This is a genomic window from Aquabacterium sp. (assembly GCF_016234775.1).
Taxonomy (GTDB): Bacteria; Pseudomonadota; Gammaproteobacteria; order Burkholderiales; family Burkholderiaceae_C; genus Aquabacterium.
This window is the reverse complement of record NZ_JACRAH010000044.1, coordinates 50,356-72,793: the sequence shown is the minus strand read 5'-3', so window position 1 is coordinate 72,793 and position 22,438 is coordinate 50,356. Positions and strand designations below refer to the sequence as shown.

At 63.6% G+C, this 22,438-nt stretch carries 25 protein-coding genes; 22 read left to right on the top strand and 3 right to left on the bottom strand.

What is annotated here, in order from left to right; translation table 11 throughout:
* Positions 1 to 33 precede the first annotated feature (33 nt).
* From HY836_RS13825 to HY836_RS13815, 3 genes are all read left to right on the top strand, one after another.
* Positions 34 to 1,305: an alkaline phosphatase PhoX gene (locus HY836_RS13825; RefSeq protein WP_290676776.1), complete on the top strand. Its 1,272-nt coding sequence runs from the start codon at positions 34 to 36 to the stop codon at positions 1,303 to 1,305.
* Positions 1,306 to 1,480: 175 nt separating this feature from the next.
* Entirely contained in the window at positions 1,481 to 2,110 is a 630-nt protein-coding gene (locus HY836_RS13820; protein ID WP_290676774.1) for a hypothetical protein, read from the top strand.
* A 185-nt stretch (positions 2,111 to 2,295) separates the two neighbouring features.
* A complete protein-coding gene (locus HY836_RS13815) occupies positions 2,296 to 2,808 on the top strand; it encodes a hypothetical protein (protein ID WP_290676773.1) in 513 nt (170 codons plus the stop codon).
* A gap of 5 nt (positions 2,809 to 2,813) precedes the next feature.
* On the opposite strand, the gene HY836_RS13810 is transcribed toward HY836_RS13815, so the two are convergent.
* The gene (locus tag HY836_RS13810) at positions 2,814 to 3,227 is read right to left on the bottom strand and encodes an FKBP-type peptidyl-prolyl cis-trans isomerase (protein ID WP_290676771.1); all 414 of its coding nucleotides are present in this window, start codon (positions 3,225 to 3,227) and stop codon (positions 2,814 to 2,816) included.
* Positions 3,228 to 3,343: 116 nt separating this feature from the next.
* Between HY836_RS13810 and HY836_RS13805 the strand changes: the two genes are divergently transcribed.
* The 4 genes from HY836_RS13805 (at position 3,344) to HY836_RS13790 (ending at position 5,559) form a co-directional block, all read left to right on the top strand.
* Positions 3,344 to 3,577 carry an ATP-binding protein gene (locus HY836_RS13805; protein WP_290676769.1) on the top strand — a complete coding sequence of 78 codons (234 nt, stop codon included), beginning with the start codon at positions 3,344 to 3,346 and terminating at the stop codon, positions 3,575 to 3,577.
* A 70-nt stretch (positions 3,578 to 3,647) separates the two neighbouring features.
* Complete coding sequence (locus HY836_RS13800; protein ID WP_290676767.1) at positions 3,648 to 4,139, top strand: hypothetical protein; 492 nt, start codon at positions 3,648 to 3,650, stop codon at positions 4,137 to 4,139.
* Positions 4,140 to 4,156: 17 nt separating this feature from the next.
* Positions 4,157 to 5,074 (top strand): DUF2145 domain-containing protein, encoded by a 918-nt coding sequence (locus tag HY836_RS13795; RefSeq protein WP_290676765.1) that lies wholly within the window; start codon positions 4,157 to 4,159, stop codon positions 5,072 to 5,074.
* A gap of 53 nt (positions 5,075 to 5,127) precedes the next feature.
* Positions 5,128 to 5,559 (top strand): hypothetical protein, encoded by a 432-nt coding sequence (locus tag HY836_RS13790; protein WP_290676763.1) that lies wholly within the window; start codon positions 5,128 to 5,130, stop codon positions 5,557 to 5,559.
* A gap of 13 nt (positions 5,560 to 5,572) precedes the next feature.
* Here the strand turns inward: HY836_RS13790 and HY836_RS13785 are convergent, their stop codons facing one another.
* Positions 5,573 to 6,154 carry a hypothetical protein gene (locus HY836_RS13785; protein WP_290676761.1) on the bottom strand — a complete coding sequence of 194 codons (582 nt, stop codon included), beginning with the start codon at positions 6,152 to 6,154 and terminating at the stop codon, positions 5,573 to 5,575.
* A 196-nt stretch (positions 6,155 to 6,350) separates the two neighbouring features.
* On the opposite strand from HY836_RS13785, the gene HY836_RS13780 reads away from it, so the two are divergent.
* The 5 genes from HY836_RS13780 (at position 6,351) to HY836_RS13760 (ending at position 14,171) form a co-directional block, all read left to right on the top strand.
* Positions 6,351 to 6,746, top strand: coding sequence for a nucleotide pyrophosphohydrolase (locus tag HY836_RS13780; protein WP_290676759.1), 396 nt, complete (start codon positions 6,351 to 6,353; stop codon positions 6,744 to 6,746).
* Positions 6,743 to 7,072 (top strand): hypothetical protein, encoded by a 330-nt coding sequence (locus HY836_RS13775; RefSeq protein ID WP_290676757.1) that lies wholly within the window; start codon positions 6,743 to 6,745, stop codon positions 7,070 to 7,072. The genes HY836_RS13780 and HY836_RS13775 overlap by 4 nt, the downstream gene beginning before the upstream one ends.
* A 12-nt stretch (positions 7,073 to 7,084) precedes the next feature.
* Positions 7,085 to 8,200, top strand: coding sequence for a 6-carboxytetrahydropterin synthase (locus tag HY836_RS13770; protein WP_290676755.1), 1,116 nt, complete (start codon positions 7,085 to 7,087; stop codon positions 8,198 to 8,200).
* Between the two features lie 155 nt (positions 8,201 to 8,355).
* Complete coding sequence (locus tag HY836_RS13765; RefSeq protein WP_290676753.1) at positions 8,356 to 13,575, top strand: YCF48-related protein; 5,220 nt, start codon at positions 8,356 to 8,358, stop codon at positions 13,573 to 13,575.
* 110 nt (positions 13,576 to 13,685) lie between these two features.
* Positions 13,686 to 14,171, top strand: coding sequence for a hypothetical protein (locus tag HY836_RS13760; RefSeq protein ID WP_290676751.1), 486 nt, complete (start codon positions 13,686 to 13,688; stop codon positions 14,169 to 14,171).
* Here the strand turns inward: HY836_RS13760 and HY836_RS13755 are convergent.
* Positions 14,153 to 14,287: a hypothetical protein gene (locus HY836_RS13755; protein ID WP_290676749.1), complete on the bottom strand. Its 135-nt coding sequence runs from the start codon at positions 14,285 to 14,287 to the stop codon at positions 14,153 to 14,155. The two genes, HY836_RS13760 and HY836_RS13755, sit on opposite strands and share 19 nt — an antisense overlap.
* A 326-nt stretch (positions 14,288 to 14,613) precedes the next feature.
* Here HY836_RS13755 and HY836_RS13750 point away from each other — a divergent pair, with 326 nt between their 5' ends.
* The 10 genes from HY836_RS13750 (at position 14,614) to HY836_RS13705 (ending at position 22,430) form a co-directional block, all read left to right on the top strand.
* A complete protein-coding gene (locus tag HY836_RS13750) occupies positions 14,614 to 15,186 on the top strand; it encodes a DUF4255 domain-containing protein (protein WP_290676747.1) in 573 nt (190 codons plus the stop codon).
* On the top strand, positions 15,183 to 16,190 hold the full coding sequence (locus HY836_RS13745; RefSeq protein ID WP_290676745.1) for a hypothetical protein: 1,008 nt from the start codon (positions 15,183 to 15,185) through the stop codon (positions 16,188 to 16,190). The genes HY836_RS13750 and HY836_RS13745 overlap by 4 nt, the downstream gene beginning before the upstream one ends.
* A 15-nt stretch (positions 16,191 to 16,205) precedes the next feature.
* Complete coding sequence (locus tag HY836_RS13740) at positions 16,206 to 18,167, top strand: phage tail sheath C-terminal domain-containing protein (protein ID WP_290676743.1); 1,962 nt, start codon at positions 16,206 to 16,208, stop codon at positions 18,165 to 18,167.
* 32 nt (positions 18,168 to 18,199) lie between these two features.
* The gene (locus tag HY836_RS13735; RefSeq protein ID WP_290676741.1) at positions 18,200 to 18,634 is read left to right on the top strand and encodes a phage tail protein; all 435 of its coding nucleotides are present in this window, start codon (positions 18,200 to 18,202) and stop codon (positions 18,632 to 18,634) included.
* A gap of 9 nt (positions 18,635 to 18,643) precedes the next feature.
* Positions 18,644 to 19,084 carry a phage tail protein gene (locus tag HY836_RS13730; RefSeq protein ID WP_290676739.1) on the top strand — a complete coding sequence of 147 codons (441 nt, stop codon included), beginning with the start codon at positions 18,644 to 18,646 and terminating at the stop codon, positions 19,082 to 19,084.
* Between the two features lies 1 nt (position 19,085).
* A complete protein-coding gene (locus HY836_RS13725) occupies positions 19,086 to 19,247 on the top strand; it encodes a DUF5908 family protein (protein ID WP_290676737.1) in 162 nt (53 codons plus the stop codon).
* Positions 19,247 to 19,915 (top strand): hypothetical protein, encoded by a 669-nt coding sequence (locus tag HY836_RS13720; protein WP_290676735.1) that lies wholly within the window; start codon positions 19,247 to 19,249, stop codon positions 19,913 to 19,915. Before HY836_RS13725 ends, HY836_RS13720 begins: the two co-directional genes overlap by 1 nt.
* A 74-nt stretch (positions 19,916 to 19,989) precedes the next feature.
* Entirely contained in the window at positions 19,990 to 21,681 is a 1,692-nt protein-coding gene (vgrG, locus tag HY836_RS13715) for a type VI secretion system tip protein VgrG (protein WP_290676733.1), read from the top strand.
* 31 nt (positions 21,682 to 21,712) lie between these two features.
* Positions 21,713 to 21,985, top strand: coding sequence for a PAAR domain-containing protein (locus tag HY836_RS13710; RefSeq protein WP_290676731.1), 273 nt, complete (start codon positions 21,713 to 21,715; stop codon positions 21,983 to 21,985).
* A gap of 7 nt (positions 21,986 to 21,992) precedes the next feature.
* Complete coding sequence (locus tag HY836_RS13705) at positions 21,993 to 22,430, top strand: GPW/gp25 family protein (RefSeq protein WP_290676729.1); 438 nt, start codon at positions 21,993 to 21,995, stop codon at positions 22,428 to 22,430.
* The last annotated feature ends 8 nt before the right edge of the window (positions 22,431 to 22,438 follow it).

Sequence of the window (22,438 nt, the reverse complement as noted above, 5' to 3'; positions counted from 1 at the left end):
CTAAAAAATCGTCTATTGACCTGAGGTGTTGCCGTGACTGTGCCCGCGAACCTGACGCCCGAAGCTCGGCGTGATTTTCTGCGACTGACGTTCTGGACCGCTGGCGCGATGGCGGCCTCGGCAACAGGGATGGTTTCTGCCGCGCCATCCATGCCGATGCCTGGCCGTACCCGTTTGCAGGATATCGGCCCCTTGGGCGCCCCTGATGCCAATGGCATTCGCCTGCCTGCCGGTTTTAGCAGCCGTGTGGTGGCGCAGTTCGGCAAAAAGCCGGCCAAGTCTTCATCGTATGCGTGGCATGCCTTTCCTGACGGCGGGGCGACCTTCGCGATGGCCGATGGCGGGTGGATCTATGTCAGCAACAGCGAGGTGCCGCTGGTAGGTGGTGTGGGCATGCTGCGCTTTGATGCGCAATGCGAGGTGATCGATGCTCGGCGACTGCTGGCCGCAACCACGTCCAACTGTGCGGGTGGCAAGACACCGTGGCAGACCTGGTTGTCTGGCGAAGAGTTCGATCTGGGGCGCGTGTGGGAGGTCTATCCCCAGGGTCGCATGACGGATGCCCGCCCGCGGCCCGCCCTGGGCATTTTCAAGCATGAGGCGGTGGCGGTGGATCCGGCCAGCAAGATCTTGTATCTGACCGAGGACGACCCCAGCGGCCGCTTTTACCGTTTCGTATGCAGCAGTGAGGACTGGCCACAGGATGCGGCACGCCCGCGGCTGGAGCGGGGGCGCCTCCAGGTGATGAAGCTGGTCAATGTGCCGGTCAACCAGTATCCCGGCGCAGATCTGGATCTGGGCAGCCCTCAGCGCGTCGAGTGGCAGGACGTCGAGCAGCCCGGTGTGGCGCAGGGGCTGGTTCGCAGCATCCTGAAGGACAAGGCGCCCGGCACCGTCTTCAAGGGCGGTGAAGGCCTGTGGTACGTCGAAGGGCTCGTGTACTTCTCGACCAAAGGCGACAACCGCATCTGGGCCTATGACCACAGCGCGCAGACTGTCGAGGTCATCTACGATTTTGCGCGGGTAGCGGCCCCCAATAATGTGCTGTCGGGCGTTGACAACCTGACCGTCAGCCAGTGGGGAGACGTGCTGGTTGCAGAAGACGGTGGCAACATGGAACTGTGCCTGATCCATCCGGATCGCTCGGTGCAGGTCTTGTTGCAGGTGGTCGGCCAGGATGGTTCCGAGTTGACCGGCCCGGCTTTCTCGCCAGACGGCAGCAGGCTGTATTTCAGCTCCCAACGAGGCGGGGCATCCAAGCTGGGCATCACCTATGAAGTGACGCTGACGAACCACTTGCGCTGAATCCGTTGGGGATGGGCGTTTGCCGCTTGAGCGGTCAAACAGCCTGCAAAAGTCCCTCAAATCCAGCAACAAGCCGTGCGGATATTGGCAAGAATGGCGCTTGCCGTGGTCCGACCGGCTTGAACGAGTGGGCCAGCGACGGCATCCTGGGTTGATCCGTCAGATGGAGAGGGCCATGTCCACCGATATCAAAGCTGAACAAGATGATCGCCTGGCCGCGATTACCCGAGGCGTCATGCCCATCTGGCGCCAGCAAATCGACCAGTGCTTGCGCGCCTCCAGCTCGACCGTGGTCGATTTGCTCGTTTCCTTCTTTGCCGTGGCCGATGAACTCATCCAGGCGATCGGCCGATCCGAGCATCTCAACAAGGATCTGTCGGCGCAGCTGGACGGCATCCTCAAGGAAATCGAGGGCCTGCGCGCCAAGGCCACGGTGGTGGGCAAGGATGGGGCGCTATCGCACCAGGTGCTGCACGAATCTGTCGGGAGTGTCTTTCATTCCCTGGTAGAGCTCACCTCGGCATCGCAGGTGCTCTGTGATCTCAATGGCAATGTTCGCAAGAACCTGGATCAGATTCTGGTGGCGCTTCAGCACGAAGACCGCATGACGCAGATCCTGACCCATGTGTGCGAAGACATGCGCAAGCTGGAAGACCATCTGGCGACAGGCACTACTGCTTTGCCAGATCTGAATGACTGGCTGGCTGCCCTGCAGGCCACCTATTCCACGCCGGAAGAGCATGCCGTTCACGGTGGCGGCGGCAGCAACGAACCAGCCCCTGCGGCCGGCATCGACTTCTTCTGACAGCCGTCCAGCATAAGGGCGAATCATGCCCTTGTGGGGCCTCGTTGCATGAAACCCCCAATTCGGGGTTTTCATGCCAATTCCTTCCACCAAACCGGGCGCGATTTCTGCATGATGGTCACCAGTGACCTGTGCTGTACCGCAGAGGGCACCTTCCTGAAACCGATCTCACGGAGGATGGCGCCATGAACTGGTTTGACAATGTTTCGTCAGACAGCGATCAACCGATTGCCCCGGCCTGTCTGTATCAGGGCCATTGGCGACACCGCTTGCACGCCTACGGCGACAAGGTGCTGTGTCGCGTGGTGATTGATGTGGCCGAACCGCGGGTGGTAGCCGCCCAGGTGGTGGAAAACGGCTTGATCGAGGATCTGGAGTCCAGCACCCTGGAAGACCTGAACCAGGCCATGCTGGCACAAGAGGTGCACCTCAATCCCACAGCCTGGGGCCTCGCGCCCTGCGCCATGTTGCCGATCTGGTCCAAGCCCACTTTCACGGAAAGCCAGATTGGCGAGCTGGAGCGCATCCAGGGTTACCTGATCGAAGCCTCGGAAGAGTCGGTCGATTCGGTGCTGAAGCTGCGCGATCAGTTCCTGCAAGGCATCGGGATGACCGACCAGGATGTGCACCGTGCCGTACGTCAGTCACATGAGTACGGCAAGGGCTTGCGCAAGGGTGGTCGGGGTGTGCTCAGCTGAGCTGATCAGTTCTCGATACCCAGCAGCTCGACGGTGAAGGTCAGGTCGGCGTTGGGCGGAATCACACCGCCCGCGCCTGCCGCGCCGTAGGCCGTCTTCGACGGGCAACGCAGTGTGGCTTTGCCCCCAACCTGCATGGTCTGCACGCCTTCTGTCCAGCACTTGATCACGCGGTCAAGCGGGAAGCTGATGGGCTGGCCGTCCTTGTACGAGCTGTCGAACACCTTGCCGTTGGCCAGCTTGCCCTCGTAGTGCACCTTCACTGTGGCGGTGCCAGAGGGCTTGGCACCCTTGCCCACGGTGAGGTGCGTCACTTCTACGCCCGAGGGCAGCTTCTGCGTGCTCGGCTTGGGATCGGCGGCCTGGGCCTGCATGGCCATCGCGGACAGGGCCAGTGCAACAAGGATCTTGGCGTTCATGAAACCTCAGTGTGGTGATCGTTGAGACGGGTGCAGTGTACCGATCAGGGGCGCTTGCAAGGCTTAGGTGCTTTCGCCAACATGCCTGGGTATCCTTTGGGGTTGGAACACAGGGAATGAAAAGCCGGATGCCTCGCGCCTTGCCCGTCATTGATCCACAAAGGTGCACGGGTTGCGGCCGGTGCATCAGCGCCTGCCCACCGCATGTGCTGTGGCTGGAGGTGCAAGGCCCCCATGACTGGGGCCCCAAGTGTTCGACCCTGCACGACGAGGCGCACTGCACGGGCTGTGCGAAATGTGCCGTTGTGTGTCCGTTTGATGCCATCGAGATGGTGCGCCAGCCGGCCTGACTTGGTAAATCTTTGTGCCGCATGGGGAAATGGCAGAAAATCCGGGCAGAAGAACGCGCTGTCCGCGTTCATGAACGCCTTCTTCACCATGCTGCAACGCCCTATCCGCTCAATCGCCATGTCGATGGCCCTGGCCTGTGGTCTGGCCGCCAACATGGCGCATGCCGACACCACCATCTCCGCCTCCATTTCCGACAGCATCAGCACGGCAGTGGGCAGCGTGTCCACCTCCATCAAGAAGTCCAGCCAGAGTTCGACCAAGGACGACAAGACGGCCGCCGGTGACTACAAGGTGGTGGAAATGGCCGCGCTGGACGATCAACCCGGCATGGTCCGCCTCAAGCTGCAAGCCACCGCCGATCAGGCCCAGCGCGACGAGTTCTACCTGCTGCTGCCTCAGAAGGCCGTTGACAACGGTCAGGTGCGCGAGGGCGCCATCGTGACGGCGCAGCCTCGCCCCTTCGGTGTGGCCTTTGCCGCGGGTGAGCCACGCCAGCCCTTCTTCCTGGTGATGGAAGACCACTGGTACCGCGAGCTGGCCAGCCGCCCCGTCGTGCTGTGATGGTGCGTTGATTGAGAGTGGGCGGGCGTTATCTGGGCGAAGCGGCTGCGCTGGTCGCGGCGTCGCTGGTGCTGTCCGCCGAGGCGCACGCCGGTGATTTCCACCTCTGCGATCGCCAGGCCAGGCTCACCGCAGCGCAGCAAGACACGCTCTACCGATTCGCCGACATCATCAAGAACACGCTGAGCCAGTCCGGGCAAGGTGTGGCCCTGGTGGCGCGCTCAGGCCTGGATCTGGGGCGCTTTGGCATCCGCTACTCGCATGCCGGCATCGCGCTGGCACACAGCGAGAACGCGCCCTGGTCGGTGCGCCAGCTCTATTACGCGTGCGACGAAGGCAAGCCTCGGGTGTATGACCAGGGCATCTCCGGCTTCCTGCTGGGCACCGACAACCCTTCCGTGGGTTATCTGTCGGTGGTGCTCCTGCCCGATGACAAGGGGCACCTGCTGGAGCAGGCTGCGATGGACAAGCGGCAGGCCTTGCAGGTGCTGGGCAGCCAGTACAGCGCCAATGCCCATGCCTTCAGCGTGCGCTACCAGAACTGCAACCAGTGGGTGATGGAGTTGATGGCTACGGCCTGGGGCGGCACGCGTCTGCCGAGCGCGCCAGACGAGCGGGCGGCGGCTCAGGCCTGGCTGCAAGGCAAGGGCTACGAGCCCAGCGTGGTGGACTTGGGCAGCCGCTGGTTGTTGTGGGCGGCACCCTTCATCCCATTCGTGCACACGGATGATCACCCCCAGGAGGATCTGGATCAGCAGCAGTTGCGCATCAGCATGCCCGCTGCCATCGAGGCTTTTGTGCAGCGTGAAGCACCCCAGGCGCAACGCATCGAGTTCTGCCACGCAGACAAGAAGGTGCTCATCCATCGTGGGTGGTCGCCGATTCTTGATGGATGTCAGGCTGCAGCGGGTGATACCGTCATCGAACTGGACTAGTTGGTTCAAACTTTGGTATAAATCGTATAAATCATTTATACCGGAGATTGAAAATGGCTCAGACACCCGCCAAAAAAGCCCCCGCCAAGAAGGCCGCCAGCAAGGTTGCCAGCAAGACCGCCATCGTGAAGGTCGTCGCGAAGAAGGCGCCCGCAGCCAAAAAGGCTGCCGTGATCAGCAAGCCTGAAGTGAAGCCCGAAGTCAAAGCCGTGGTGAAGGCCGCGCCAGCCAAGGCGGCCAAGCCCGTGAAGCTCAAGGTCAAGCTGGTACGCGACAGCTTCACCATGCCGGCAGACGACTGGGCGCTGATCGATCAGCTCAAGGTGCGCGCCATCGGCTTCAAGCGCCCGGCCAAGAAGAGCGAACTGCTGCGCGCAGGCCTGCAGGTGCTGGCCGGTTTGCCAGACAGCGCCTTGCAGATCGCCCTGGACAAGCTGCAGCCGCTCAAGCCTGGCCGCCCCAAGGTTGAGAAGAAGCCAAGCTGAGACGAGGCCGGGCTCAGTCCTTGTCGGCGCTTGATTCCAGACGTGCCAAGGTTTGCTCGAGGGGCTGAAGCTGATCCAGCGCCTCATTGACACGCAGTTGCGTGAACAGGGTTCTGGCGGTGTCGATGTGCTCGCGAGCACAGCGTGGGTTGCCACCGAACACGCAGGCAAACGCGATGAACAGGTGCCCATCGGCCACGTACTCGGGCACGGGCGATTCGCTCACCAGCGTTTCCCCCGCGTGTTTGAGCGCCGCCATGTCGCGCATGCGCATGGCGATCATGGCCTTGATGCGCGAGGCGATCACGCGGTTGAAGGGGCGAGCCTGGGTCGCCGCAAGGGTCTCGCAGCGCAGCGCGACCGCACTGGCGGTGGCCACATCGTCTTGCTCATAGATCAGTGAAATCGCTTCCTTCACGCCGTCGTTGTTACAAGGGATTTCTCCGGCGGCGAAGGCTTCGACCTGCCTGCTCGCCTCGTGCAAGGGCGTGGACGTGTGGGGCGCCGCAGCGTGTACCGCGCTGGAGCCGGACAGCATCACAAGGGCGCCCAGGGCGCAGGTGGCAAACAGCTTGCGAGAAATGGCATGTGGCATGGGGCCTCCAACCGGCGTTGCTGTGGCGTTGCCAATGTGGCACGACGCCTGTGATCAACATAGCGGGGGGCACGCACGCGTATTTGCTCGAAAAACCGGTCTGGCGGGGCATTCATGTCGCCACCGCTGCCTGTTTCAGGTGGTTTTGCCCTCATGGGCCAAGGTGGCTCAATCGGCAGGATACTAGCGTCTCGATTTGTTCCAGGCCCTGTGCCCATCTACCGTGTCCGCCGATCAGCACAAGCCCGCCTCCGTGGCCCAGCTCGCCCAACGCCTCCAGCAGTTCGCCGATGCGCGCGACTGGGGGCAGTTCCACTCACCCAAGAACCTGGCCTCGGCCTTGATCGTGGAGGCTGGTGAGTTGCTGGAGCATTTCCAGTGGATGACGGAAGAACAAAGTCGCCTGCTGGATGTGGACAAGAAGCAGGCGGTGGCTCACGAGATGGCGGACGTGTTGCTGTATCTGGTGCAACTGTCGTCGTCCCTGGGTGTGGATCTCATGGCGGCTGCTTCTGAGAAGATGGCCATCAACGAGCGGAAGTACCCGGTTGATCAGGCCAGGGGCAGCAGCAAGAAGAGCGACGTGTCATGACAGCAGCTTCCACCCAATCAAAGTATTTCAGGCTGACGGTGGCCGCCGCCGCCTGGCTGGGCCTGACCTGGCTGGCCTATGCGGCCTTCATCGTCAACACGCCACTGACCTTGGCCAGCGTGCAAGCGGGCGCCATCTCACACGCCCGGGACGCGGCGCTGCTCAGCTCGGCCGTGGCCTTGTTGCCGATGGCTGGCGGACTGTACAAACTGGGCGGGGCGCGTGATCCCGCCTTTGTCATGGCTGCTGTCTGGTCCATGGGCGCCCTTTCGCTGGCCTTCTCGATTTTCATGTTGACCAGGCCTTTGCTGGATTCGGCCATTTGATGTGAGCGCTTGATGACTTTCACCACGCTTCATACGGCGTCCCGCCATTTCGAATCCGCCCGCCAGGTCGGCGTCTTGCCCAGCGGGCATCGCTCGCATGGCTTGCACGGCCACAGTTTTGTCGCCCGCATCCGCGCTGACTTGCCAGCAGGCTGGGCGCCTTATCCTGGCGCCGAAGTTCACACCTTGGGCCAGCGCCTGGCCGCCTGCACCTCGCAGCTGGATTACCGCCTGCTCAACGAGGTGCTGCCCGCAGAGCTGCCGCCCACCGATGAAAACCTGGCGCGCTGGTTGCGCGATGAGCTCGTCACCCGGCAGCGGGTGAGCGGGCTGGAACAGGTCGGCATCCAGAGCACGGCCGACCAGGGGGTGGACCTGGATCGCCACGATCAGGCGCACGTGTGGCGACGCTACCGCTTTCAATCTGCCCACAAGCTGCCCCATGTGCCGCTGGGGCACAAATGCGGGCGCCTGCATGGCCACGGCTTTGAAGTGATCGTGCATGCCAACCAGAACGCAGGCGGGCGCGATATCAGCATCGACTACGACCACCTCGATGCCATCTGGGCACCCTTTCACTATCAGCTCAACCACAAGTACCTCAACGACATCGAGGGGCTGGCCAATCCCACCAGCGAGGTCATCGCCGGTTGGTTGTGGTCGCGGCTGAAGGTGGTCTTGCCCGAGCTCTCATGGGTGACCGTGTACGAGACGGGCTCTTGTGGCGCCAACTTCAATGGCCAGGACTACCGCATCTGGAAGGAGATGACGCTCGACAGTGCCCTGTTCCTGCAGCATGCGCCGGCCGACGACCCGCATGCGGCCATCCATGGCCACACCTACACCTTGCGCCTGCATCTGGCCGCCCCGCTGGACGAAGTCATGGGCTGGACGGTCGACTTCGGTGATGTGAAAACCCTGTTCAACCCCATCTTCAAAATGCTGGACCACCAACCCCTGCACGAACTGCCGGGCCTGGCCGATTGCGATGCGGCAAGCTTGTCGCACTGGATATTGAACAAGGCGCACGAGGTGCTGCCCCAGGTGGACCGGGTGGACCTGTACCAGACGCGCGGTTGTGGTGCATTGGCGCTGTTGGGTGCCGAGGGGCCGGCACTGCCGATCTGATACCCGACGAGGACGGCAAGCCAGGCGCCTGAGGTTGCGGGCCGGCAACATCGCCGCCATAAAGCTTGAGCGGCCCCAAGACCTTGGGATGGCCCTGGCGCTACAAGTGACATAGCCTGGGATCACCACCATGAATGTCTGAGGGAAGTCGCCGCATGCAAGCGTCCAGTGAACAAGCCATGAGCGAGTCCAGCTCGAACGCGACGGTCGAGCCCAAGCTGCCGGTCAAGGGTGACGACGTCGGCGGTGGCGGGCAAGGTGGTGGAGGCTCGTCGGGTGGCGGTGGCGGGCGCCCCCATCGCTGGACAGCGCGCTTTCACATGCCACGCTGGTTGCACCTGGGTTTGTTGCTGCTGTGCGTGATCCTGGCGGCCGCGGGCACCTGGCTGGCCAGTCGGCAATTGCCGGCGGCAGATGCCTGGCGCGCCAGCCGTCTGAGCGACGTCGGCTTGTGGACCTGGTTGTCGCAACCCCTTGAGTACAACGCCTTCAAGCGCACGGTGGTCCAGGGTGATCTGAACGCGGTCTATCACCTGCCCGGCACGGGCGAGGTCTGGGTGGTGGGTGATGATGGCCTGATCCTGCACTCGGCTGATGGTGGCCTGAGCTGGACACAACAGAACCCGCCGACCGCGCAGCAAGCGCCCGTCAAGGGGGATGCCGCACCGACCGGGGCGCCTACGGCCAGCGTGGATCTACGCCGTTTTCGCTGGTTGGACTGGTTGCCCGGGCTGCCCAGCGCCCATGCGGCGACGGCCAATGCCGTGCCCGAAGCCCCTTTGGTGCAGCCCGGTGCGTCGGTGTCTGCGGACAATGTTGTCGAGCAGAAGGCGCGGCCGTCGGTTCAGCAGCAGGTGCAGACCATCCGATCGCCCGAGCAGCTGAAGTCGTTCTCGCTGCCTGTACGGCCTGTGGTGGAAGGGAACGCCCCACCCGAGGTCAGCAAGGTCGTCCAGCCTGTGCCACCCAAGGCGACCAAAGCGCCCCCCGTGGCTCAGAAGCTTGCCACGCCCAAGACCGATGTGGTGGCGCCACCACCGGAGTCATTCTCAGCGAGGGCGGTCTCCCTGGTGAGCGACCCGCTGCGTGTGGCCCTCAAGGGTGTGTACTTCATCAACGCGCAGCAAGGCTGGGCCGTGGGCGAGCAGGGTGTGCTGCTGGCCACCAGCGATGGTGGCAGACATTGGGCGGCGCAGAAGCTGCCCGCCCTGGTGGGCAATGCCACCTTGCGATCAGTGGCCTTCACGGCTGACGGCCGACGTGGCTGGCTCGTGGGTGATGCGGGCGTGTTCCTGCAAACAGCGGATCTGGGCCGTACCTGGCAAGCGCAGGCCTATGTCCAGCCCACCAAGGACAATCTCACGAGCGTGAGCGCCAGCCGAGATGGTCTTGTGGTGGTGGTGGGTGAGCGCGGCCAGGCCTATCACAGTGAAGACGGGGGCGGGAAGTGGAGCTCGGTCGTGGGCCGCACAGGCGCTGTCGTGCCCATTCAGGCGGTGAGCGCAGCGGGCAAGTTCGCATGGCAAGCGGGTAGCAAAGGCACCGTCGTGCGCTATGACCCGGGTGTGGCCAGCAACTTCTTTGACGCAGGGCGAGGTGCGAAGGACGATTGGCAGGGCATCAGCGCCATGGCCGATGGTCAGCGTGTCTGGGTGGTTGGCGCCAACGGCCGCATCCTGTTCACCCAGGAGGGGGGCAGCAAGTGGGATGAACAAGCCAGCCTGACGCGCCATACCTTGCGCGCCATCCATGTCGATCCGGACGGCCAGCGCGGCTGGGCCGTGGGCGACCATGGCACGCTGCTGGGCACCCAAGATGGCGGCGCCCATTGGATGCGCCTGGCGGGCGGCGAGGACGTCCTGGCCGATTTCGCCTTCGCGGCTGATGGGCAGCAAGGTTGGGCCATCGGGCCTTGGGGCGAGATGTTGGGTACCCGTGACGGTGGGGTCACCTGGTACGTGCGTACCCTGCCTGCGGTGACCGCATCTGGCTCTACCAAGCCTGATGCGGTTCAGCAACCCGGGCAGTTGCGCGCCTTGTCCGTGTCTGCCGATGGCCGCCGGATCTGGGCCGTGGGTGACAGTGGCACCTTGGCGGCCAGCCTGGATGGCGGCACCACCTGGTCCTTGCAGGTCCTGGAGCCGCGCAGCCCGGAGTCCCGCGATCTGCATGCCGTGCGCTTCTCCGCGGACGGCCGGCGTGGCTGGGTGGCCGGCGCGCGCTTCCTGGCGTCAACCAACGATGGCGGCCAGACCTGGGTGCGTGCTGACAAAGGCCAGATCGTCATCGTGTCTCAAGCCTTTGCGGGTCGGGATGCGCGCCTGCATCTGAATGCTGATGGGCAGCAACTCTGGATGAGCAGTGGGCGGCATGTGCTGGCCAGCCGCGATGGCGGGCAAGTCTGGGTACCTCAAGTCAGCTTGCCTGAAGGTGCCCCGCAACGCCTCACGGATCTGCAGTTCACGGGCGATGGCCAGCGCGGCTGGGTGGTGGGATCTCAAGGTGTGGTGCTGAGCACCGAAGACGGTGGCAAGAGCTGGCTGGCCTGGAGCACCAGCCCAGGTGGCACCAGCAAGCCCATGGGCCGCACGGGCACGGGCGCCTGGTTGCACAGCGTGGCCGTTCTGGGCAATGGCAGCCAGATGTGGGCAGCTGGTGAAGGCACACTGCTGCAGACACTGGATGGCGGGCGCAACTGGCAGAGCCAGCCCGCACCGGGCGGCCACGCACGCGTGATCCGCTTCAGCGCGGATGGCAAGCAGGGATGGGTGGCGGGTGCCGGTGGTAGCCTGCACACCACCTTCGACAACGGCCAGCACTGGTTGCCCTTGGCCACGTATGAGCGGCACTGGGCGCCCTGGTATGTCTTGCTGTTGTTGCTGACGGGGCTATCTGCCGCAGCCCTGTTGGTGTTCGTGGACGCCAGCGGGCGCAGCACCGCCGAGGCGCAAGACGAGCCCATCGGGCAAGTGGCCATGGTGCTGAGCAGCGACCAGCCCGTGGCGGACAAGGCCTCTGACCGGCTGGGCTTTCGGCCCGCTGTGGAGGCCTTGTCGGCCTTCATCCGCAACGCCCGTACCGAACCCCGCATCACCTTGGCGGTGACGGGCGAATGGGGATGCGGCAAGAGCAGCGTCATGCGCATGCTCCAGACGGATCTGAAGCAGGCCGGCTTTCGCACCGCCTGGTTCAACGCCTGGCACCATCAGCAGGAAGGGCGCCAGCTCACGGCCTTGTTCAACGTGGTCATGCAACAGGCCGTGCCGCAGTTCTGGCGCCAGCCCTTCGCCTGGTTGCGCGTGCGCAGCCGCCTGATCTGGGGGCGTGGCTGGTTCTATCGATCCGTGGCCGTGGCCATGGCTGGCGCGCTCGCCGTCGGGGCCGGTGATCTGTTCAGCGTGGGCACGCAGCCCGCCATGGACAACCTCAGGTTGAACTTCAAGCACTACATCCTGCAGCAGCAGCAGACCATCGTCACAGGCCGCACGCTCGACAAGCTCGACCCCTTCCGCCGGGCCCTGGCCAAAAACGGCACCACGGTGGCGGTGGCCCCTGCATCGGGTGCCGAAGCAGCCAGCGCCGTGGCGTCTGCCGACGCGCTGGATGCCTCGCGTGATCCAGACACACAGCCTTATAGCGTGGCCGCACTGGCTGCGCTGGCCCATATGCCGCCGCCCGCTGCAGGCAAACCAGCCACCCTGCCCGCCGACCCGTGCGATGTGCGTGAACTGGTCCAGGCCTTGCAAAAGGCCGTGCCGGTGCGCCCCGAGATCTACTGCTACATGAAGCACGCCCTGCTGTGGGAGCCCGCCACGCAGATGCAGCAGTGTGGTGATCGTCGTGATGTGGCGCCAGAGCGCCGCTGTGTGTTCGAGCAGCCGCAGGACCTGCTGGCCACGGTGCGGGCGCACATCCCCGACGGCAAGCTGCGCCCCAGTGAAGAGCAGGCCATACGTGATGCGGTCGAAACCGTGCCACCGCCCACGCTCTTTCCCTGGTTGCAGCGCTCCTTGCTGGGCGGTTTCATCGGCTTCATCCTTCTGCTGTTCACCAAAGGTTGGACGATCGGCGGCTTGCAGATCCTGGAGCCCCTCAAGGCCCTGTTGGGCCAAGCCCGCCAGGTTGACGAGGGCAAGGAGCCCACCGGTACGGTCGAGCGTTGTCGCGCAGAGTTTGGCCTGTTGACAGACGCCTTGGGTGGGCGCCTGGTCATCTTCATTGACGACCTGGATCGCTGTTCGGTCGAGACGGTCAACGGGCTGATGGAGCTGACCAACTACCTCGTGGACGTGGGCCAGTGTTTCGTCGTCATCGGGGCCGCCATGGACCGGGTGATGAGCTGCATCACCCCACCCGTCAAGGACGAAACCGGCACCTATGCGCGCGACTACCTGCGCAAGCTGGTGCACATCGAGCTGCCTGTGCCTGAGGCGCAAGATCGCCTCAAGGAGCTGATGGTCGTGGTCAAACGCCCCAAGGGCGAGGACAGCAAGCCCAGGTGGCGCAGAGTGCTGGATGGCCTGCTCACGCTGCTGGCGAACTGGCGACAGCAGATCCTGCAACTGGTCTTGCTGGGCGCGGTGCTGAGCATCCTGTCGCTGGCCTTCATGTGGGGTCGTGTGCTGCAGGAAGGCGGGGAAGGCCATGTGCAGGATATTGATCGGGCGGCAGAGACCGCATCGCCGCTGAACCGATCAGGCAACAAGCCCTCAGCCCTCAACGCCTTCGATCAGCGAGACCTGGACGTCTTCAATGGCAACCGATCGGCAGACCCTGTCGAGCCGCGCGCTCAAGCCAGCTTGGTGGCCGCGGGCCCGGAGGCACGCCTGACTCCGGCCATGTGGTGGGGGCTGGCTTTCGCGCTGCCCCTGGCTGCCTTGATCTGGCGCTGGCTGGTATCGCACCGAGCAGCGATCACCGTGGCCTTGGGTGGGGCCATTCGCCTGCACGACTCAGGTCGTTTCATGGATGCGCTGGACCTGTGGAAGGAGGTGGTGGTGGCGGCAGACCCGACGCCTCGCCACGTCAAGCGCTTCTACAACCGTGCGCGCTTGTTCGCAGCCTATGAGCAGCGCGATGTGGCGTCCCGCAAGGTGGCCGCTACGCCGGAGTCGCATCTGGTGATGCTGGCAGCCTTGCATCACACGGGGCCTGAACGTTTGACGCAATTGAAGCAAGCCGTCAGCCTGTATCAGGGTCTGGGCAGAGGAGGTGACATCGAGGGCCAACTGGACGGCGTGCTCAAGGTTCTGGCCAACTGGCCGCAGGCACTGCAGGAAGCCTTGAAAGCCCACGCATTGATGTTCACGGCCTTACCCGATGCCGCCCAGATCGATCGCTTTGAAACCCGGCTGCGTGGCTTGCTGGTGACCTGAAGCGCATCAGGCTATCCCACCGGTTTGCTGGGTTGAATACCCGAGCAAACACCTGTCCTTGTGCGCAGGGCTTTCAATGGCGTTGTCCTCATTCTGTTCGAGCCAACGCCATGCCTGCCCTGCTGCTGTCTTCTACTGCTGTTGCCATCAAACCTGCCAAGCCCCATGGCCTGGCTGACTTGGGCGTGCCTGTGACCGACGCCACCGTGGTCAAGAAAGGCAAGCTAGGCGAGTTCGAACAAGCGCAGGACAGCGGCAAGGTGGGGCGCCGCTTTCAGAACATCCGCGTCACAGCTGTCAAGACCAGCGAAGGTGGTGTGGCGTCGTCCAAACTGATCGTGGCTTTCGAAGTGTTCGGTGACGACAACGTGCCCGTGGTGGGTAACCAGGGCGTCGCAGCCGTGCTGAACGCGGGTGACACCAAGCTGTTGGACCTGCCCTTGGGCCCGCTGTTCCTGCCCTATGCCTGCGCCTGGTACGAGAACCGCTATGCCGCCGACATCAGCAACGAGGTTTTCGACCAGCTCGACAGCCTGAGCTTTGTGGCCCGTGCCGACGAAGTGCGCCTGATCGACGATCAGCGGTGTACGAACTGACAGGCTTTCGTGTCAGGGTTGCAGACGCGCACCATGTTCGTTTTCACATGTGTGGCAAACAAGCCCTGGGCAATCACGATGCCCGCGATCAAGGCGATGGACAGGCGGACACTCATGCTGATCTCCTGCAATGCAAGCGGATGTAAGTAGCGTAGTGAGTGTGGGCAAGGTGCGCTACCGGGTCGATACCCTGGAACACGGGGAGCACGAACCCGATGCAGGGTGTGGTGTGGACTTTGTCACATTGGCTGACCGTGAGGCGTTCGCCACACACCTCCCCCTAGCTCTAGGCCCCTTGACCTGAGTCAACCGTTGACCCCCCTAATACGTAGTCTTTAATCGTTTTGAAACCTCTGTTCTCATAGACTGAAATTGAATTTCATCCATGAAGAACGAGGCAGCACATGCAGAGGGGCAGATGTGAATTTCAAGGTGGTCGTGCATGATCGACCTGGCCTTGAAGTTCCTCAGCGACGAAGCCAATGGCTTCATGTCGCGTCGGCTTGGCCTGGCATTGGGCAAGCTGGATGTAGGTCCTTTGGTGGACGTCACGACAGGCGCTTTGGCCCTGGCGGGTGACACCACGCGCATGTCGCTTTTCCAGATCGAAGAAGAGCGTGTGTTGCGCGAGCAATTGCCCCAGCGCCAGATCGTGGGTGGTCGTGAAATCACCCTGCCACCGCCCCTGAAGGTCAACCTCATCGTGGTGGTGACGGGGCGTTTTCAGAAATATGACGAAGCCCTGCGCCGTTTGGCCTGCCTGCTCACTTTTTTCCAGTCGCATCCGGTGTTCACGCCGTCCGATTACCCCGGCATGCCAGCGGGCATCGAGCGCCTGACCGTGGAGTTGCTCAACTACGGCCCTGATCAGCTCAACCAGCTGTGGACGTGCATTGGCACCAAGCATATGCCGGCCATGGTCTACCGTGTGCGCCTGCTGTGGCTGCAGGATGTCGAGCCCCAGGGTACCGGCCAGCCTGTCACCGGCATCCAGACGAAGATGGCGCTGCGATGAACACCGGTTTTCGCACGCTCTGGACGATCTCCGTCTCGCACGACTTCCATGATGGCGTGTGTGACGCCTTGAGCTTCGTCGTGCCACCCACCACGCAGGAGGCCTTGAAGGCCATGCGGGCCATGGCGCGCGAGTTGAACGGCCAGCTGCATGTGCTGATTGAAGAGGACGCCGATGGGCATGCCGTGGTGGACAGTACCGGGCGCACGCTGGTGTTCGGCTTGCTGCCTGGCAGCACCTTGTTTGCGCAATACACCCGTGATCTGGCGCTGGCCAAGGGCGAGCGGGCACTGTTTGCCAACGAGGCCAGTGTGGATGCCATTGGTGCCGCGCCGCGTGGTGTGCGCATCGTGGCACATCGCATGAGCATCACCCCCATCAGCACCACGCGCCCGCTGACCCTGCGTGCCATTACCGAAGAAGGTTTGCCCAAGGCCAGCATCACACTGAAAGACACCGATGCCGCCTGGCAATGGGATGCGGGTGGCCTGACTGGTGAGGTGCTCATCACCGAAGAAGACCAGCCCGGCCACGTGCTGGCGCAGCAGCGCCTGTTTATTGGCCAAGGTTTGAGCGATTGCTGGGGCCTGCTGCAATTGAAGATCAGTGCCGACCACGTGCTGCATGGCCATGCCTTCACCTTGAACCTGGCTGCGCGCGAAGACGTGCTGCGCTACTACGTGCTCGTCAAGCCAGCCAATCAGGCTGATCTCGACAGCATCAAGGTGCTGGATCAGGGCGCCGCGGCTGCCGGTCGCACGCCAATTGTCTTCACCCCTCACCTGCCGCCCTTTGGCGCAGGCTGTCTCACCCCGGATCTGCTCGATCCGGATCACACCCGTCAGGTCGTGTTGTTTGAAGCTGATGCCCCGCTGGCCCGCCAGGCCCGAGGTCCGCACGGCATCGCACTGCAACGTCTTGGCGAGGTGGTCATCGGCGATCTGCCTCAGCCCGGTGCCGAGCGCAGTGATGCCCAGTTTGTCGTTCACCTGAGTAAACCGTAGAGGAGCGAATCCGCCATGCCAACCTATCGCACGCCTGACGTGTATGTCGAAGAAATCTCGGTGTTTCCGCCCTCGGTGGCCGAGGTGGCGACTGCCGTGCCCGCCTTCATTGGCTACACCGCCAAAGCCACACGCGACATCGAAGGCGATCTGAAGAACGTGCCCACGCGCATCACCTCGCTGCTGGAGTTCGAGCAGCTCTTCGGTGGCGCACCCACGCTGGACGTGGCCAAGGTGCAGCTCGATGAGGGCGGCAACTTCGTGCGCGCCGAACTGGGCTCGGGCAACGCCAAGCACCTGTACAACAGCATGCGCCTGTTCTTCGACAACGGCGGTGGCCCTTGCTACATCGTGTCGGTGGGCAAGTACACCGACTCGGTAGACCAGAACGTGCTGATCACCGGCCTGGCCAAGGTGGCCACGGTGGACGAGCCCACCATCCTGCTCGCCCCGGATGCGGCCTCCCTTAGCACGGACAACCTGGCGGCCTTCCAGAAGGCGGCGCTGGCCCAGTGCGGCAAGCTGGGTGACCGCGTGGCCTTGATGGACACGGTCTACTACGACAACAAGACCGCACACGGCACCGCCGTGGAAGACTTCCGCAGCAAGGTCGGCATCAACAGCCTGAAATACGGCGCTGCCTACGCCCCCTGGCTGAAGGTCAACTATCCCAAGCAGATCGGTTACGCGGATCTGACCAAACCCGCCACCAAGCTGTACAAGGGCTCTCAGCCTGTTGAACTGGCCACACTCACCTCCGAGCAAGCCATCAAGGACAAGCTCAGCCGCCTGGACAAGGTGCTGGCCGATGTGCCCGTGATCAACACGGCCAAGTCCGGCTTGTTCGACCCGGATACCAGCTTCTCGGCCAGACAGGACGCACTGCTGCTGGCCTACAAGGGCGCCAAGAACGCGACCAACACGCAGAACCTGTTTGACTTCCTGCTGAAGGCGGCGCGCGCGGTTGATGGCTTGGTCACGGCGGCTGTCAAGCTGACCTGCACCGAACTGATCACCGTGGTCAATGGCCAGATCACCGACGTGCTGGTGCCCGTGTTCAAGCCCCTGCTGTCGCTTGAAAAGGAGCTGGACAACGAAGAGGCGAGCTATGCCTTGCAGCAGGATCTGGGCACCAAGCCTTCTGCGCCCGCCTGGGGCAATACCTTCAGCGCCGTGGTGGCCAGCTCTGGCAAGATCCCCACGGCACCGGGCACCACGGCTGCCGCCAAGTTCGATGCCACGCAGCCCACCGTGCTGGCAGCCCTGGCCGCGGTCGGTACCGTCCTGGCGCAAATCTCGGCCGCGGCCGACACTTACCGCAGCAACGACGAAGCCTATCTGGGCGAGAACTTCAGCCTGTACCGCTCGATCCTGCGTGGCGTGAACAACGCGGTCACCGTGTGCCCGCCCTCAGGCGCCATCGCCGGCATCTATGCCCTGGTGGACAACCAGCGTGGCGTGTGGAAGGCCCCGGCCAACGTCAGCCTCAATGGTGTGCTGGCCCCCACCTACCTGTTCGACAGCGACGACACCGACAACCTCAACATCGACGCCAACTCGGGCAAGTCGGTCAATGCCATTCGCGCGTTTGCCGGCAAGGGCACGCTGGTCTGGGGCGCACGCACCCTGGCCGGCAACGACAACGAGTGGCGCTACGTGTCGGTGCGCCGCTTCTACAACATGGTCGAAGAGTCGGTGAAGAAGTCCACCTACTGGGCCGTGTTCGAGCCCAATGACGCCAACACCTGGGTCAAGGTGCGCGGCATGATCGAGAACTACCTCACGCAGAAGTGGCGCGAAGGTGCGCTGGCCGGTGCCAGCACCAAGGATGCCTTCTTCGTGCGTTGCGGTCTGGGCACCACGATGAGCAGCCAGGACATCCTGGAAGGCCGCCTTATCGTCGAGATCGGCATGGCCGTGGTCCGCCCTGCGGAATTCATCATCCTGAAGTTCTCGCACAAGCTGCAGACCTCTTGATCCCACACTGAAAAACATCCGAAGGAATCGACATGCCCGGACAATATCCCTTGCCCGTCTTCCACTTCTCTGTTCAGTGGGGCGGCAACCGCCTTGGCTTCTCCGAGGTGACAGGTCTCACACAGGAAAACCAGGTCATCGAATACCGCGACGGCTTCTTTCCCGAGTACTCGTCCATCAAGATGCCCGGCCTGCGCAAGTTCAGCAACATCACGCTCAAGCGTGGCGTGGTCAAGTCGGACAACGACTTCTACAAATGGCTCACCACCATCAAGCTCAACACCGTGGAGCGGCGTGACCTCACGATCAGCCTGCTCAACGAATCGCATGAGCCGGTGATGGTCTGGAAGATCCACAACGCCTTCCCGGTCAAGGTGGAAGGGCCTCAGCTCAAGGCTGCGGCCAACGAAGTGGCCATCGAGTCCATTGAGATCGCCCACGAAGGCATGGAAGTGCAGAACGACTGATAGCGGCCCATGTACACACCGCCAGTTGGCTTTCATTTCAAGGTCGAGGTACTGGGGCTGGCGCCGTCGGACAACGACGTGCGCTTCACCGATGTGGGCGGTCTCACCGTGGACCTGGCCACCGAGGAAGTACCGGAGGGCGGTGAGAACCGCTTCATCCAGCGCTACCCCGTGCGGGCCAAGTACCCCGATCTGGTCCTCAAAAGGGGCTTGATGAAACAGTCCGCCATCTGGGACTGGGTGAAGCAGTGCATCGAGACGCTGACCATCGAACCGCATGACGTGGACGTGACGCTGCTCAACGAGTCGCACCAGCCCTTGATGACCTGGCACCTCGTGGGTGCCTACCCGGTCAAGTGGGCGGTGAGCGACCTCAGCGCCACGGCCAATGCCTATGTGGTCGAGTCACTGCAACTGGCCTATCAGTACTTCACGCTGGACAAATCCTGACATGCCCATCATCGTTGACGAAGTGGTGATCTCGGTGGAGGTCGACAACCAGGCCGCTGGCGGCGGCGGTGGCGCCGCGTCCGGCACCGACGACAAGCAGGCCCTGGTGGCCGAGTGCGTCGAGCGCGTGCTGGAGATCCTGCGCGAGCAGAAGGAAGCCTGATGAGCAACTCCGGCCAACTCGAGCGGCTGCTGATCCAGGCTTTCACCAAGCCGGATTACAGCGGCTCGGCCATCGACACCTTCGAGGCCTATGTGAACCCGGCCGAGTTGACCCTGTCTTACGAGATGGAGTACGACAGCGCCCAAGGTGCGGGCACCACGGCCAGCCGCATGGACTTCAAGAAGATCAAGCCTGGCGACCTGAGCCTGACCTTCTTCCTCGATGGCACCGGTGCCAATGGCCGTGCGCTCGATGTGCAGCAGAAGATCGCCTCCTTCCAGACGGTGACGGGCTACAACGGCGACATCCACCGCCCCAACTTCCTCAAGGTGGCCTGGGGCAAGATCGCCGTCAAGCGTTGCGTGCTCAAGAGCGCGTCCATCGTCTACAAGCTCTTCAAGCCCACGGGCGAGCCTTTGCGTGCGGTCATCACGGCGGTGTTCACGGATTCGTCCGATGACCAGACCCGTGTGGCCCTGGCGCAAGACTCGTCACCTGATCTGACCCATGTGCGCGTGATCAAGGCCGGCGACACCCTGCACGGCCTGTGTCATGCCATCTATGGCGACCCCTGTTACGCACCCCGCGTGGCCCGCGCCAACGGCCTTAACGGCTTTCGGCAACTGCCGCCTGGCACACGCGTGGTCTTCCCCCCGCTGGAGAAATAACCATTCCCGCGCCACGCACCCTCCCCACGCAGGCCGAACAGCGCGAGTTCACCGTCAAGGTGGGCGGCACGGCCGTGCCCCGCACGCACCAGCTGCTGGCTGTGAGTGTGGTGAACACGGCCAACCACATCGCCTCGGCCCGCCTGGTCTACCGCGATGGCACGGCCGACACGAGCGATTTCACGCTCAGTAATGACAGCCTGTTCGTGCCCGGTGCCGAGATCGAAATCCAGGCCGGTGCAGGCTCCCAGGTGGACACGGTGTTCAAGGGCCTCGTGGTGCGCCAGCGCCTGAAAGTGCGCGAGCAATCGGCCTCGCAGCTGATCGTCGAGTGCCGCCACAAGGCCGCGAAACTCACGCTCAAGCGCCACAGCGTCAACCACCTGGACAAGACCGACAGTGACATCATCACGGCCCTGCTGGGTGACGCCAGCATCAAGGCCACGGTCGAATCCACCAGCTACCAGCACAAGCACCTTGTGCAGTACGACACCACCGATTGGGATTTCCTCGTGACCCGCGCACAGGCCAATGGCCATCTGGTGCTCACACGTGGTGCCGACATCGAAACCCGCAAGCTGGCGCTGCAAGGCTCGCCCGTGGCCACGCTGCAATATGGCTCGACCCTGATCGAGCTGGACGCCGAGGTGGATGCCCGTGAGCAGACCAAGGCCGTCAAGACCTTGACCTGGAACGCCGCCGATCAGGCCGTGCACACCATGGACGGCACCGCGCCCTCGTTCACCGGCCCGGGCAACCTGAGCCCCGATGACCTGGCCGATGCCGTGGGCGTGAGCGAACTGGAGTTGCGCCACGCCATGCTGCCTGACGATGAAGCGACAACCGCCGCCGATGCCCGCTTTGCCACCGCCCGCCTGAACAAGGCCAGCGGCCGCGTCAAGTGCGATGGCCTGGGCCAGGTGTTGCCTGGTGATGTGGTGGAACTCGCCGGCGTGGGTGACCGTTTCAACGGCAAGGTGCTGGTCACCGGTGTGCGCCACGAGATGGACATGGTGCAAGGCTGGAAGAGCCACCTCCAGTTCGGCGGTGTGCCCGAAGACCCGGAGCGCCGTGCGCGCCTGGAAGCTGCTCGCACCCCCAGCCTGCTGGCGCCGGTGCATGGCCTGCAGATCGGCATCTGCTCCGACAACGAAGACCCGGACAGCGAGTTCCGTATCCGCGTCAAGCTGCCCCTGGTCGACAGCAGCGATGGCGTGTGGGCGCGCCTGGCCAGCCTGGACGCCGGCAAGGACCGCGGCTTCGTGGTGCGCCCCGAGATAGGCGATGAGGTGGTGGTCGGCTTCCTGGATGACGACCCCCGTTCGGCTGTGGTGCTGGGCATGCTGCACAGCAGCGCCAAGCCAGCGCCCATTGCCGGCAGCAACGACAACCACGAGAAGGCTTTCGTCAGCCGCAGCGGCATGAAGGTGCACTTCAATGACGACAAGATCGTGATGACCCTGTCCACGCCCGGTGGCCACAGCTTCGTGCTGGATGACGACAAGGGTGCCATCACCCTGACGGACAGCAACGGCAACACCATCGTGCTCGACGACAAGGGCATCACGGTGGAAAGCTGCAAGGACCTCAAGGTCAAGACCTCGGCGGACACCGCCTACGACATCGGCGGCAAGGGCGAGTTCAAGACCAGCACCGATTTCAAGGTGGAAGCCGGTGCCCAGCTCAAGCTCAGTGGCAGCGCGGGGGCGGAGCTGCAAAGCTCGGCCACGGTCAAGGTCGCGGGCTCGCTCGTGCAGATCAACTGACCCACCCCCCGCACACCAAGGACACCACACCATGCCCGCCGCCGCACGCGTCACCGACCTGAGCACCCATGGGGGATCCGTCCTCGGCCCCGGTGTGCCCACCGTGCTGATTGGCGGCATGCCCGCGGCGGTGCTGGGTGACATGCACAGCTGCGTGATCCCACCACCGCACCCGCCTGTCACGCCCTTTGTGGCGGGCAGCGCCACGGTGCTGATTGGTGGCAAGCCCGCGCTGCGCGTGGGTGACAGCAGCGCCTGCGGGGCCTCGACCGCCGTCGGGGCGCCCACCGTGATCATTGGATGAGGCAGCCATGAGCGACGACATCACCCCCTCCTTCCTTGGCCGCGGCTGGGCCTTCCCCCCGGCCTTTGGCCTCGGTGGCGCCAGCATGACGCAGGACGAAGCCGACATCGATGCCAGCCTGCGCATCCTGTTTGGCACCACGCCCGGCGAGCGCCCCTTGTTCCCGACTTATGGCCTGGACTTGAGCGAGCTGATGTTCGAACCCCTGAGCACCACCTTGCGCAGCCTGCTGCTGGACCGCATCCGCACCGGCGTGCTGGTTCACGAGCCACGCATCCGTGTGCTCAACCTCTTGATTGACGACAGCGAAGCGCTGGAGGGCGTGCTCAAGGTGCGCCTTGACTACGAGGTGCGCAGCACCAACTCGCGCTTCAACCTGGTCTACCCCTTCTACCTGGGTGACGCCAACGAGCAGCGCATGGCTGCGGCGCCCCGCACGGCTTGATCGCCCCT

Excerpts from the sequence above, each read along its gene's own strand:
- HY836_RS13785 (WP_290676761.1), bottom strand. The coding sequence starts at position 6,154 with ATGCCACATGCCATTTCTCGCAAGCTGTTTGCCACCTGCGCCCTGGGC.
- HY836_RS13770 (WP_290676755.1), top strand. The coding sequence starts at position 7,085 with ATGACTTTCACCACGCTTCATACGGCGTCCCGCCATTTCGAATCCGCC.
- HY836_RS13805 (WP_290676769.1), top strand. The coding sequence starts at position 3,344 with ATGAAAAGCCGGATGCCTCGCGCCTTGCCCGTCATTGATCCACAAAGG.
- HY836_RS13760 (WP_290676751.1), top strand. The coding sequence starts at position 13,686 with ATGCCTGCCCTGCTGCTGTCTTCTACTGCTGTTGCCATCAAACCTGCC.
- HY836_RS13765 (WP_290676753.1), top strand. The coding sequence starts at position 8,356 with ATGCAAGCGTCCAGTGAACAAGCCATGAGCGAGTCCAGCTCGAACGCG.
- HY836_RS13735 (WP_290676741.1), top strand. The coding sequence starts at position 18,200 with ATGCCCGGACAATATCCCTTGCCCGTCTTCCACTTCTCTGTTCAGTGG.
- HY836_RS13790 (WP_290676763.1), top strand. The coding sequence starts at position 5,128 with ATGGCTCAGACACCCGCCAAAAAAGCCCCCGCCAAGAAGGCCGCCAGC.
- HY836_RS13755 (WP_290676749.1), bottom strand. The coding sequence starts at position 14,287 with ATGAGTGTCCGCCTGTCCATCGCCTTGATCGCGGGCATCGTGATTGCC.
- HY836_RS13740 (WP_290676743.1), top strand. The coding sequence starts at position 16,206 with ATGCCAACCTATCGCACGCCTGACGTGTATGTCGAAGAAATCTCGGTG.
- HY836_RS13705 (WP_290676729.1), top strand. The coding sequence starts at position 21,993 with ATGAGCGACGACATCACCCCCTCCTTCCTTGGCCGCGGCTGGGCCTTC.
- HY836_RS13820 (WP_290676774.1), top strand. The coding sequence starts at position 1,481 with ATGTCCACCGATATCAAAGCTGAACAAGATGATCGCCTGGCCGCGATT.
- HY836_RS13710 (WP_290676731.1), top strand. The coding sequence starts at position 21,713 with ATGCCCGCCGCCGCACGCGTCACCGACCTGAGCACCCATGGGGGATCC.
- HY836_RS13750 (WP_290676747.1), top strand. The coding sequence starts at position 14,614 with ATGATCGACCTGGCCTTGAAGTTCCTCAGCGACGAAGCCAATGGCTTC.
- HY836_RS13815 (WP_290676773.1), top strand. The coding sequence starts at position 2,296 with ATGAACTGGTTTGACAATGTTTCGTCAGACAGCGATCAACCGATTGCC.
- HY836_RS13720 (WP_290676735.1), top strand. The coding sequence starts at position 19,247 with ATGAGCAACTCCGGCCAACTCGAGCGGCTGCTGATCCAGGCTTTCACC.
- HY836_RS13725 (WP_290676737.1), top strand. The coding sequence starts at position 19,086 with ATGCCCATCATCGTTGACGAAGTGGTGATCTCGGTGGAGGTCGACAAC.
- HY836_RS13775 (WP_290676757.1), top strand. The coding sequence starts at position 6,743 with ATGACAGCAGCTTCCACCCAATCAAAGTATTTCAGGCTGACGGTGGCC.
- HY836_RS13800 (WP_290676767.1), top strand. The coding sequence starts at position 3,648 with ATGAACGCCTTCTTCACCATGCTGCAACGCCCTATCCGCTCAATCGCC.
- HY836_RS13730 (WP_290676739.1), top strand. The coding sequence starts at position 18,644 with ATGTACACACCGCCAGTTGGCTTTCATTTCAAGGTCGAGGTACTGGGG.
- HY836_RS13745 (WP_290676745.1), top strand. The coding sequence starts at position 15,183 with ATGAACACCGGTTTTCGCACGCTCTGGACGATCTCCGTCTCGCACGAC.
- HY836_RS13810 (WP_290676771.1), bottom strand. The coding sequence starts at position 3,227 with ATGAACGCCAAGATCCTTGTTGCACTGGCCCTGTCCGCGATGGCCATG.